The 12,389-nt window shown below is 27.9% G+C and carries 14 protein-coding genes; 13 read left to right on the plus strand and 1 reads right to left on the minus strand.

Annotated features, from left to right (window positions below; translation table 4 throughout):
• Positions 1-391 precede the first annotated feature (391 nt).
• From SKUN_RS02325 to SKUN_RS02335, 5 genes are all read left to right on the plus strand, one after another.
• On the plus strand, positions 392-1,609 hold the full coding sequence (locus tag SKUN_RS02325; protein ID WP_235511300.1) for a hypothetical protein: 1,218 nt from the start codon (positions 392-394) through the stop codon (positions 1,607-1,609).
• Between the two features lie 66 nt (positions 1,610-1,675).
• The gene (locus SKUN_RS10360; RefSeq protein WP_235511302.1) at positions 1,676-1,813 is read left to right on the plus strand and encodes a hypothetical protein; all 138 of its coding nucleotides are present in this window, start codon (positions 1,676-1,678) and stop codon (positions 1,811-1,813) included.
• A 16-nt stretch (positions 1,814-1,829) separates the two neighbouring features.
• Positions 1,830-1,952: a hypothetical protein gene (locus SKUN_RS11220; RefSeq protein ID WP_268794862.1), complete on the plus strand. Its 123-nt coding sequence runs from the start codon at positions 1,830-1,832 to the stop codon at positions 1,950-1,952.
• Positions 1,953-2,006: 54 nt separating this feature from the next.
• Positions 2,007-2,615: a pseudouridine synthase family protein gene (locus tag SKUN_RS10365; RefSeq protein WP_235511303.1), complete on the plus strand. Its 609-nt coding sequence runs from the start codon at positions 2,007-2,009 to the stop codon at positions 2,613-2,615.
• Positions 2,616-2,640: 25 nt separating this feature from the next.
• A complete protein-coding gene (locus SKUN_RS02335) occupies positions 2,641-4,506 on the plus strand; it encodes a hypothetical protein (RefSeq protein ID WP_053390692.1) in 1,866 nt (621 codons plus the stop codon).
• Positions 4,507-4,525: 19 nt separating this feature from the next.
• On the opposite strand, the gene SKUN_RS02340 is transcribed toward SKUN_RS02335, so the two are convergent.
• A complete protein-coding gene (locus SKUN_RS02340; RefSeq protein ID WP_053390693.1) occupies positions 4,526-5,512 on the minus strand; it encodes an NAD(P)/FAD-dependent oxidoreductase in 987 nt (328 codons plus the stop codon).
• 114 nt (positions 5,513-5,626) lie between these two features.
• On the opposite strand from SKUN_RS02340, the gene tsaE reads away from it, so the two are divergent.
• The 8 genes from tsaE (at position 5,627) to SKUN_RS02380 (ending at position 12,170) form a co-directional block, all read left to right on the plus strand.
• Positions 5,627-6,088: a tRNA (adenosine(37)-N6)-threonylcarbamoyltransferase complex ATPase subunit type 1 TsaE gene (gene tsaE / locus SKUN_RS02345; RefSeq protein WP_053390694.1), complete on the plus strand. Its 462-nt coding sequence runs from the start codon at positions 5,627-5,629 to the stop codon at positions 6,086-6,088.
• Between the two features lies 1 nt (position 6,089).
• A complete protein-coding gene (tsaB, locus tag SKUN_RS02350) occupies positions 6,090-6,662 on the plus strand; it encodes a tRNA (adenosine(37)-N6)-threonylcarbamoyltransferase complex dimerization subunit type 1 TsaB (RefSeq protein ID WP_053390695.1) in 573 nt (190 codons plus the stop codon).
• Between the two features lie 105 nt (positions 6,663-6,767).
• Entirely contained in the window at positions 6,768-6,965 is a 198-nt protein-coding gene (locus SKUN_RS10370) for a GNAT family N-acetyltransferase (RefSeq protein ID WP_235511304.1), read from the plus strand.
• A 182-nt stretch (positions 6,966-7,147) separates the two neighbouring features.
• Complete coding sequence (locus SKUN_RS02360; protein ID WP_053390696.1) at positions 7,148-7,864, plus strand: YebC/PmpR family DNA-binding transcriptional regulator; 717 nt, start codon at positions 7,148-7,150, stop codon at positions 7,862-7,864.
• 106 nt (positions 7,865-7,970) lie between these two features.
• Positions 7,971-8,585: a hypothetical protein gene (locus tag SKUN_RS02365; protein ID WP_053390697.1), complete on the plus strand. Its 615-nt coding sequence runs from the start codon at positions 7,971-7,973 to the stop codon at positions 8,583-8,585.
• A 63-nt stretch (positions 8,586-8,648) separates the two neighbouring features.
• Positions 8,649-10,679, plus strand: a complete 2,031-nt coding sequence (locus tag SKUN_RS02370) for a DUF2779 domain-containing protein (protein ID WP_053390698.1) — start codon at positions 8,649-8,651, stop codon at positions 10,677-10,679.
• The gene (fmt, locus tag SKUN_RS02375; protein ID WP_053390699.1) at positions 10,661-11,620 is read left to right on the plus strand and encodes a methionyl-tRNA formyltransferase; all 960 of its coding nucleotides are present in this window, start codon (positions 10,661-10,663) and stop codon (positions 11,618-11,620) included. Before SKUN_RS02370 ends, fmt begins: the two co-directional genes overlap by 19 nt.
• Position 11,621: 1 nt before the next feature.
• Positions 11,622-12,170, plus strand: a complete 549-nt coding sequence (locus SKUN_RS02380) for an ECF transporter S component family protein (protein ID WP_053390700.1) — start codon at positions 11,622-11,624, stop codon at positions 12,168-12,170.
• Positions 12,171-12,389 lie beyond the last annotated feature (219 nt).

The following is a 12,389-nucleotide window of genomic DNA, read 5'->3' on the forward strand; positions in this document are numbered from 1 at the left end:
CAACTCTTTTTTAAAAAAATTAAAATATTTTATAAATATAACTTAATTTATCCATATTTAAGCACACTAAAAAAGCATTTATTAAATTTTATACAAATAAATTGAGTAGTTAATATTATAAATGATAAACTTCGACCGTGTTTAAATTGAATAAGTGCAAAAGAAATTTTTTTACAGAATATTAAATAAATTTATTAATAAAATTTAATAAAATATTTTTTAGTGTGTTTAAATGTGGATAAAATAAAAGAAAAATTAAAATATTTTTAATTTTTTTAAATTTATGGTTGATTTTTGTAATTTTTATTATATTATTTAATTAATAAAAATTTTTTGCATTTTATTTTACATAATTCATTTTATTTAAAAAAATAGAAAATAGGTGATGCTAATGATAAAACCCAATAAACTAAAAGCATTAGTTGGTTGGCAGTATTTAGTTTCAATGCTTTTTTGGATTATTTATACTGCCGTAATTATTACATTTTTAATTTTATTTATTAATGAACGTGATCGGATTAATAATGCAAACGATGTTTCAACAACTTTAGCAGAAATTGCAGCTGGGAAAAAATCAGCTGAACAAGTGCAAGAAACATATAAGAATTTAATGAGTATTACATATCCATTAATTGATTTTTCATTATTATCCTTTAATTTTTTTGGAGAAAACAATAATGTAACCGATTGAAGTGCAGCATGAAATCAACGTGCAACAAATATTAATATGGCTTATTCATATTTATTTATTACGGGGATGATTGCCTTGATTGCGTTATGCTATTATATTGTAATTATTATTAAAATAGCACAACGTCATCGCTTTGAAGTTCGTTATGGATTATCAACAACTTTTCCAAATGATTATGTTATTTTTAATCCGCGAATGTATTTAAATTTTTTAACAAATTTAACAATAATTTTTAGTTTTTTTAACTTTTTAACAACCTTAATTACTTTAATATATGTAATTTTATTAGTATTAGTGTCATATTTCTTCTGATACCTGTTGAATCGTCAAACAGAAGTTTTAGTTTCACATAAATGATGAAAAGCAGCTAACTTTAGTTTCTTTATTACTGTTTTACTAATTCAAAATGGTTATACTTTAATTAAAGCAATGTTTGTAACAAAATTTGGTGTTGATTTAGACTTGATTGTTTCAATTATTATTCCAATTGGAACAATTACTGTTATTATTTCAGTATTTATAAAAAATATGTTATCAACAAAAGTTACTGGTGTTCGTAATGCTATTAAAACAATTGGAGCAAAAGTGAGTTCTTTTCGAATTTTCTATTATACTGAAAAAGAAAAAGCATTGGAAGACTATGCTTTTGTAACACAATTACCAACATTGGTGAAAAAACCATTATCAAATAACAACATTACTCGCGAACAAGCTTATGAGTTAATGAAAATAATTGATGAGACAGTCGCTTTCTTCGATAAACATCTTTTGAAAGAAAAAGAAAAAAATTATATGTTATATCATTTATTTAATCAAATTACAGATGTGAGTGAAATTGCAGAAATTAAAGCAAATATCTTAAAAATTGAAGAAAAACAGAAAGCAAAAAATGATAAACACTCTAAAATAATGGCTTAGAATGTTTTTTCTTCGGATAATGGTTAATTTTCATTATATAATTAATACTAGGAAAACAGGGGAAGTATGGAACCAAAAACAGTTGTTACTTTAACAGTTAAAGCAAATGATGTTAATCAAACAATTTTTAATTTTATTAAAAAAATGTTTCAAACAACTCCGTTATCAGTTATTTATAATTTATTTCGTAATAAAAAAAATTAAAGTAAATAACAAAGTAATGAAAGAACGAAATTATAAACTTCAATTAGGAGACCAAATTATTATTTTTGATAAAAATTTAGTTGTAACAGAACGAAACCAGACAGCAACTTATAATAATGTTGCACCATTACCATTATAAGTTGTTTATTAAGATGATAACATTCTTGTTGTTGATAAACCACATTGAGTAGAAATGCACTCAAAGTTTCATACTTCATTAGATGCTATGGTGCAACATTATTTAATCCAAAAAGATGAATATCATCCGCAGGATGAACAGTCATTTGTTATTTCCCATGTTCATCTATTAGCTAAATTAGCACAATGATTAGTGATATATGCAAAAAATAAAATTACATTAGATTTGTTATTAGCTAAAATTAACAAAAAAGAATTTATTGAAAAGAAATATTTAGCAAAGTGTGAAGGAATTATTCAAGAAACTGATTTTACCCTTAGTGGTTATTTATATAAAGATGAAGATAAACAAAAAATGGTTTTTACTAAAACAGAGCAATCACATGCTAAAGTAGTTAAAGCACATTTTAAAATTCAAGCTCAGATATCAAATGCAACGTGATTGGAAGCAACATTAATAACTGGCCGTAAGCATCAAATTCGTGCTTCATTAAGTTATTTATATCATCCCATTATTAATGATGTTAAATATGGAACAAAACAAGAAACAAAGAAGTATATGATTGCTTTATATTCAATAACTTTAATCTTTCATAAATTGTCAGACCATTTAAGTTATTTAAATGAAAAGATTATTAAAATTCCCAAAAATATTATAAAATAAAAATATTAGGAACGAGGTGAAGTAATTGTCAACAAGAAGAGGAATTTTTAGTATTTTAATCGGGTCTTTTACTTCGTTAATTGGAACATGTTTTCAATTTATGCTAATGTATTTATTAATTCGTAGTTATGGTTCGCAGTTTAATGGGTTTGTAAAGAATAGCGTTGCAATTGTTGCTTTTTTAGGAACAGTGGAAGGTGGCTTAGGAGCCATTACTGTTATTTTTTTAGTAAAACCATTGTTACAAAAAGATTGAATTAAAGCAAATGAAATGGTTAATACAGCAAAGCATCAATATAAAATATCAGGGTACATTGGTATTATTTTATTAATTGCAATTGCTGTTGGGTATAGTGCTTATATTTATTTATTTGAAAAAAATTTTAGTATTTTACAAAATGATGAAACAATTAGTTATCCATTATGAAAAATGATTTTAATTCTATTTATTATTGGGTCAAAAAACTTAATTGCATTATTTTGAACGGCAGCATATGAAAACTTAATGCAAGCTGATCAAAATAATCATTTACGCCGTTTAATTTTAATGATTTGTGATTTAATCTCATATTCAATTGTTTTCTACTTAATTTCAATTGCAGTGGATCCTGTTTTTGTCTTTTTAATTTTCTTACTTTATTCTGTTATGAAAGGAAATTTAGTTTATTTATTTATTAAGTTACATTATCCTTGAGTTCGTATTGCTCGCCAACGCGATAACATGCAACTAGTTAAATCAAGTAATATTGTTGTGTTTAAAAATATTGGTGAAACATTGTTAATTAATGGTGATGTTATTATTACGGCGCTGTTATTAGGGTTACGAATATCATCAACCTTATTGCTATATATGACAATTACGGTTGGAGTTCGTAGCATTATGATGATTTTAATTAATTCCTTCCGTGAGTTTTTTGCCGCATGAACAGCAAAAAATGGTCGGGTTGATTGACAGAGTTATATGAAATTTGAAACATACGCTTTTATGATAGCTGGGTTTTTGTTTGTTAACCAATTTATTTTATCACCATATTTTGTGACAACATTGTATGCGCCACAAATTATTGAACAAATTCGAACTAGTGATTCAACATTAAATCCATGAACATCACAGGAACGTGAAATTTTTAAAAGCATCTTTTATCAACCAACCTTTTCCTTATTAGTTGCTTTAAGTTCTGTTTTTATTGTATTAGCTGAACCCGCAAATGTTTTGGTATATGCTAAAGCAAATTATAAACAAACCGCAATCCCTACTTTTATTATTGGCTGTCTTAACATTGTCTTTTGTTTTTTTAGTGCTTTACTATGACGTTTTGGCTTTAATAATTTAGCAGCTGCATTATATAGTATTTTAATTATTACTTGCTTAATGAGTTTTTTGCGGTTTTTATACTTGTGATGTTATAATTGAATATTTTTAACTTATAATAGTAACTTTAAAGGTGTTTTTCGAAATTGAATAATTTTGTTAGTTCCAATGATTATTGCTATTTTAGTTAATTATTTATTTTTATCAAAAACACATAATCCTAATCAAATTTATAATATTGATTTACAGCCAGTTTGGGGATGACAAAAATTATTGAATTTCTTCTTTGGTTTAATCTTTGCTTCCTTGTTTGTTATTTTTGCTAATTCAATTTTTTGAGCACCTGGTTCTGTTCGTGGGATCTTCTTACGGTTACCACTTGTTTATAAAATTTGAACTAAACGCCAAGATAAAATGCGAATTCTACGTCGTAAAAAATATGAAGATGATTTTATTACCTTAACGGAACCAGAAATGCCATATCAAAAAATGTGAGAACGAGAAGAAACTTTACGTAAAAATACGAAAAAAATAGAGAAGGATGAACCTAATAAAGAAATTTATAAGTTAACAGGCTAAAAAATAAGTTATTACTAACTTATTTTTTAATATCACTTAAATAACCAGGATGGTATTTTTGACCATGAATAATTTTTGTAATATTATAAAGTGCATTAATAGCTTCACCAAATCCAGTTACCATATTATAATATTTTCCTTCATAATAAGCACTATTTCCAGCCGCAAATATATGAGGATGACTTGTTTGCCCAGTTGATGCAATAATAATTTTTTGCATTGGAGTTGTTGTTAAAGTTAATTGTTGTAACATTGTTGGTGAAACTTTTGCTCCATATTGAACAATAAAATAATCAGCTGTAATAGTTAATAGTTTATGTGTTGTTTCATGTTCTAATGTTAAAGCGGTAATTTTATTATCAATTGGCTCAACTGTTTTAACATGATAAGGTTTTAATTCGGTCACCTTATTTTGTTGTAATTTTTGAACATTGTTTTCTTTAGCTCGGTATAATGTTCGACGATGGATAATTGTAACATCTTTACTAATGTTATTTTTAATCAAATGATTTGCCCAATCAACAGCACTATCACCACCACCAAGAATAACAATTTTCTTGTTTGTTAAAAGAGTTGGGTTTTTAACAGCGTATCATAAGTTTTCATATTCTTGGTGAGGGTCAAGATGTTCTAGGCGAATGGGGGTAAAAACACCATTTCCACTTGTAATTAAAATTGTTTTAACTGTAAATGTTTGATTAGTTGTTAAAGTAATAGTAAAACCATCAGTTGTTGTAAGGATATTACTAATGTTAGTTTTACCAATGTATGTTATTTGCCCCGTATTTTTTTTTGTTTGGTTAATTAAATTCTCAATAAATGTTTTAGTTTTAATTTCGCCAAATCCAGGCATATCATATAATGGTTTTTCTGGATATAATTCTCATGGTTGTCCACCAGGACTATCATTTCCTTCAATTATATAGCCACTTAATCCTAACATGCCAGCACAACTTCAAGCATATAACCCAACCGGCCCAGCCCCAATAATTAAAATATCTTTCATTTATTTATAACAACCTTTCTAATTTTTTTGCACTTTAATTATTACATATTTTTCTAAAAGTCTAGCACAATAATTAATTCCTAGATATAATTAGTAAAAGAGAGTGGGATATTGATGAAAATAATTGTTAAAAATAAGATAGCAACAAAACTTTTAGCTGACAAAATTGCTACATTTTTACATCCTAATTTATGCTTATTATTAGATGGACCGTTAGCCGCTGGGAAAACAACTTTTACAAAATATTTATTAAAAGCGTTAGGGGTAACTACTCCCGTTACTTCGCCAACGTTTTTAATTATGCAACAGTATATGACAAATCAGCAAGTTATTATTAATCATATGGATTGCTATCGATTGTTAGTTTTAGAACAAGAAGAAGAGTGAGAAATGTATTTTGAACATTTTTCTGATAGTATTAATATTATTGAATGACCAGCGGGAATTAGTAACCAGTTAAGTTCAAAGTACGAGGTAATTAAAATTACCATTAAGATAATTAATGAGGATGAACGAATTTTTACGATTAAAACCAACAATAAACATTTACAAAGCGCATTAGGAAAAGAGGGATAAGATGTTAAATCTATTTATTGATACTAGTACTGATTTTTTAATTTTAATTTTAGAAAAAGAACAAAAAATCATTGCTCAAGTTCACCAAAACCATGCTCGTCGTCATACTGAAACAACATTACCAACAATTACCCAGTTATTAGGTCAGCATCAATTAAAATTAAAAGACATTAATAATTTTTATTTAACAGCTGGTCCGGGTAGTTATACTGGTGTTCGGATTCCAATGACAATTGTGAAAACAGTTAAAGTAATTAATCCGGCGATTAATGTTTATACAATTAATACATTACTTTATCAGGCGGGGTTAGATAATGTTGTTTCAATGCTTGATGCGCGGAGTGGAAAACGGTATTTTGCGGTAATTAGTAATGGTGTAGAGGTGATTCCAAGGCAAGTTCTTGATTATGAAACTTGTATTGAAATTACAAAGCAATTTCCAGGTTATGAGTTTCGTTATGATTTACAAGAAATTGATTTTGTTCAAAATTATCTTGTTCTAAAAAAGCATTTTATATTAGTTGAAGATATTTTTGCTTTAGAGCCACAGTATTTAAAAAAGGATTGAAGTTAAATGGTTATTTTAAAACCAGTTAATAATAGTGATGCTTTATTATTATTTTTATTAGAACAAGAAAATTATCCACATAATTATTATAAATATCGTAATTTAATTTAAATGATTAATAACAAAAATTATCTTGTTTATAAATTAATTGTTAAAAATAATCTCTATGGTTATTTTATTTTAATGCATAGTGGGGGTGATTTTAAATTAATACTTTTAACAGTTAAAAAGCGTCATCACCATCAAGGTTATGGTCAACAAATGTTAAAATATATTCTAACACATTTTTCATATCAACAAATTTTTTAGAAGTAAATGAACATAATTTGGTTGCTCAACAATTATATTTAAAGCATGGGTTTAAGATTATTCGAACAATTGCTCAATATTATGGTGCAGAAAATAGATACTTAATGGTTTATCATCACTAACTTTATTTAATTTTACGGTATAATATATAAGAAAAAATTAGGTGGTAAAGGAAAGAAAAAATGGGAAGAGCATTTGAAGTTCGCAAGCAGTCAATGGCAGCAACAGCTGCAAAAAAAGCAGTATTATATAATCGTGTTGCTCGAGAAATTTATTTAGCAGCACGCGAAGGAAGTGTTGATCCCAATGCTAATTTAGCATTACGGAATGCAATTGATAAAGCAAAAGCAAAACAGGTTCCACGTGATGTTATTGAACGTGCGATTAATAAAGCAAGTGGAAGCGATAATGAAAATTACCAAGCAATTCGTTATGAAGGGTATGGACCAGGAGGCAGTGCAATTATTGTTGATACACTGACAAATAATGTTAACCGCACTGTGGCAGAAGTACGCAATTGTTTTACTAAAATAGGTGGTAAACTAGGAGTTAATGGGGCTGTCGTGCATTTATTTGATTATTTAGCGGTGTTTGCATTTACAGGTAAAACGGTTGAAGAAGTATTAGAATTATTATTACTAGCAGATTGTGATATTAATGATGTTGTTGCTGAAAATGGACAAATTGTTGTTTATGCGCCAGGAACAGTATTTAATAGTGTTAAAAGGGCATTAGAACAAGTCGGGATTACAACATTTCAAATGGCAGAAATTACAATGCTTTCCCATGACCGGATTACTTTACATGGTGATGACGCTGAACAATTTGAAAAAATGTTAAATATGTTAGATGACATTGATGATGTGCAAGATGTTTATCATAATGTTTTCCTTGTTTAGTTAAGCGTGAAAAGCAGGAAAACAACTTGGAAAATTAGAAACAATTGAAAAATTATTGCTAATAGTGCATAATAATAGTAAAGTAAAAAAAGGAGTTTAGATAATAATGTCAAATTTTTTGGGTGGTAGTATGACAATGAATGTGATTTTAGTCGTAATTGTAGTCGTAGTTATTATTTTTGCAATTGTTTCTTCAATTATGGGACGAAAAGCACAACGCATTGAACGAGAAAAACGAAAAAAACAAGTTAAAGATAAAATTAAACAATATATTAAAGATACTGATAATCGTAAAAACTTAAGATTAGAATATGAAAAAGTTATTGCTCGTAAAGGAAAAGAATTTAAATATCGCGATATTTTTGATGTTATTGTTGATATTTATGAAGCAAAAACAAATGCTTTTTTAGAACAAAAAGCTTTTGAAATTGAAGGTATTTCAAAAAAAATTAGTAAAAAACAATATGAAACAACTTGAATTGTTAACCAAGAAATTGATTTAGAAGAAACAAAACATCGAATTAAAATTAGTGAAAAAAAAATTAAGTTAACAAAAGAAGAAAAAAAAGCAGCAAAAATTGCGGCAAGAAAAGAATATGAAGCACATCGTGCTGAAATGCTTAAAAAGCGTGAAGAAGAACGGAAATTGCGAAAAGCTGGACAACTTCCTGTTGATGAACGCCCAAAACCAAAACCAGAGAAATTTGTCCCTAGAAAATAAGATAGAACTTATTTTCTTTGTCTTTAAAAAGCAAATCCGAAATAACGAAAGTGAAGTGCAATAATGGATTTAGAAATCACTTTAAAAAAAGAAGATTTTAAAAGATTTAAAAAATGTTTTAAAATTGCTTGAACATTAGCTTCACGAAGTAATTTAAAAACAGTCCAAGAATGAGTGACAGCTCAAAAAATTTCGGTCTTTTTTGACTTGCAAGAAAATATTAACAGTGCCAAAATTGATGAAGATATTTTTATTGATGATGATGAAAATGAGAAGGGAAAAGGTTTATTTCAACCACATTTGTATGATTTAGCTCTAGAAACTTATTGATCAGCAGCTGAGGACACGGATAGTAATGATGTTCGAACTTTACCAGACGAGATTCAAACAACGATGGCAGATGTTCAAATTGATTTTTATCCCGGTGAAACAATTGCTGATGGAAATGAAGTTGGCCAACGCGCGCGTGAATATTTTATGCGTGATTATACCTATTTTAATTTAGAACATTACAGCAAGAAAATTGCTTTTGCAAAGACAACTGAAGCGTTAGCAAATCCAAACTATGATGTTTATTTTGAACCATCTTTTATTTATAACAATTGTATTACAAAGTGTGATATTTTAAAGAAACTTCCAAATGGTACTTATCATTTAATTGAGGTTAAAGCTTCAACTGGTCGAAAATATGATAAAGAAGCACAAATGTATGTTGACAAGGATGTTAAGGATGAATATGGTTATGATGTTGCCTATCAGTATTATGTTTTAACTGGAGCAGGCTTAACAATTAGTTGGGTTTCGTTAATGTTGTTAAATTCGGAGTATCAACGGATTGGTGATATTGATGATTGCCAGTTGTTTATGTTTCAAGATTATTATAAATTGCCAACCAAAACCTTACCGGCTATTAGTTTATTAGAATTTTGTCAGCAAATGATGACTGGACAATTTGCCAAACGTGTTGAAAAGAATCGCAATATTACTGATGATTTAGCTTTAATTAAACATTATTTTATGCAACCAGTTGAAACAATTTTTCCGTTATTTAACAAGGAACAATGTTTCAATGGAAAAGGTGATCGTTATGGTTATTGCCAACATGTTACTAGTTATTTACCACCGCATCATAATGTCTTTGAGTTAACACGTGGGATGGAAAAAAAGACGTTATTAAAATATCAAGAACACATTGATTTGTTAAAAGATATTGTGTTACCATTTACCTTTAAACAATCAACGCGACAAAAAAAGCCAATTTTATTTTCAGAAAAACAACAACGCCAAATTCTTGCTGCTCAAGATAATGCCCCAGTTGTTAATCCAAAGAAGGTTGCTATTATTAATCAAATTTTAGAACAGTATCAGTATCCAATATATATGTATGATTTTGAAACAATGAAAGCGGCAGTTCCTCGCTTTGATTATTCATATTCTTATCAGCAAATTCCGTTTCAATATTCAGTCCATCTTATTAAAGATAATCACTTTGATTATCAAGATGAAACGACAATTGAACATTATGCCTTTTTAGCAGATGGTGAAGGTGATCCACGCTTAGCACTAATTAAACATTTAGTTACTGATTTATTTAGATATGGCGGAGGGGTTTATGTTGCTTATTATAAGAGTTTTGAATGTAAAGTTTTAGCCGAATTAATTAGTTATTTAACAATCTTAATTAATCAAAGTCGCAATGAAGAACTTATGACAACTTTTCAAGATTGACAAAAAAAATTAAGGATTATTCTAAATAAAACAATTGATTTAATGGATTTTTTTCAGGACTTTATGATTTATAAAAAAGAATTTTATGGTTCAGTTTCAATTAAAAAAACACAACCAGCATTTGATAATCAATTTACTTATCAAACATTAAAGGTACAAAAAGGTGATATGGCCAGTGAAATCTTTCGTCGTCGGGTGGAGAATAATATTCCAATCACCATTTGACAAAAATTATTTCGAGGAGAAATGTTAAAATATTGTAATCGGGATACATTAGCAATGGTTGTTATTTATCAACATATTGTTCGTTTAATGGGATCTTTAACACCAATTAAGGGGGAAAAAAGATGCAGAAATATAGAGTAATTTTTATGGGAACGCCAATCTTTGCAACAGCTGTTTTAAAAGCTTTACAAAATTTAGCGCCAACAATTGAAATAATTGGAATTGTTACCCAACCTGATCGTAAAATTGGACGTCAGCACCTTGTTCAATTTTCTCCAGTCAAAGAATTTGCCTTAACAAATCAGATTCCTGTTTTTCAACCAGAAAAAATTAATGATCTTTATACAGAGTTAGGAACTTTACAACCAGATGTTATTGTAACGTGTGCTTATGGGCAATTTATTCCAGAGCGAATTTTAAAATTAGCACGTATTAATTGTATTAATGTTCATGCTTCATTATTACCAAAATTACGTGGTGGGGCACCTATTCATAAGGCTATTATTTATGGTGAGCGAGAAACGGGGATTACACTAATGAAAATGATTAAAAAAATGGATGCAGGAGAAATGTATGTTCAAACAGCAATTCCAATTAGTGCCGCCGAAACAGCCTCATCTTTGCATGACCGGTTAATGGTTTTAGCAGGCACAATGATTGAAAAATATTTATTAGATATTATTACTGGTAAAATTAAAGGAACACCACAGGATGATAGTCAAGCAACATTTGCTTATAATATTACACGTGATGAAGAAAAAGTAAATTGGTTTTTACCAAAACAAAAAATTGTTGACCAAATTCGTGGATTATATGCATGACCAATTGCTCATACAACTGTTAATAATATTTATTATAAATTGCACCAAGCAATGATTACTTTACATCCATTAGAGGAAAAAGACGCTGATTTTGTAAATGGGACAATTATTGATATTTCAAAATTAGGGATTAAAGTTAAAGTTGAAGATGGTTATTTGCTAATTACGCGTTTACAACGCGAGGGAAAAAAAGTAACTGATGCTAAAAATTATTATCATAATGCCTCGTCAGAAATTATGGTGGGAAATATTTTTATTTAAAATGTATCGTTTAAAATCACTAAAATATTTAGCAACAACAGGATTAATTACTGCTTTGTTAGTAGTTATTGCTTATATTTCACAATTTATTCAGTTCAATTTTGGTGTTGGTAAAGGGATTATTCAGTTAGCAGATGGGTTATTTTTAGGTTTAATAAAGTTAATCAAAGGACCAATGTTATTAATTAGTGGTATTTTGTATGTAATAATTATTGATCTTGTTACCGGCGGTTTTATTTTTATTCCTATTTCAATTTTAATTAGAATTTTAATGTTTTTAATTAGTTATTTTGGTGCTCGCATTTTAAGTCGCTATGGTGCTATTTTTGTTAGTTCTTTAATGTTATTATTATATGTTTTGTATAGTTATTTCTTATTTGGACCTGATGTTGCAATTATTGAATTAATTTCTGATGCAATTCAAATTGCTGTTGCAACAATAATGGGAATTACGTTAGCAATTGTTTTTGTTCAGATTAATGAGCATAGTATAAATAAAATTTGAGATGATGAACAATTTTGACATTATAAAAAGAGTATTAGGACATAATTACTCTTTTTATAATGTTCGTGCGTACAAACTAATAATTTTTAATGTTTCTTTAATTTTATCTTTTAAATAATTTAAGTAATAATAATTAATGATTGATTCTCGTAAAATTTTAAGTTTGTTGCCATAATTAGTTTGTAGTTGTTTTTCACAATACTCAAAAGTTCGTAAATTTTATTGTCGAATTTTTAAATTAACTTTAAAATGTTGTCGATATAA

The sequence above is a fragment of the Spiroplasma kunkelii CR2-3x genome (assembly GCF_001274875.1).
Lineage (GTDB): Bacteria > Bacillota_I > Bacilli_A > Mycoplasmatales > Mycoplasmataceae > Spiroplasma > Spiroplasma kunkelii.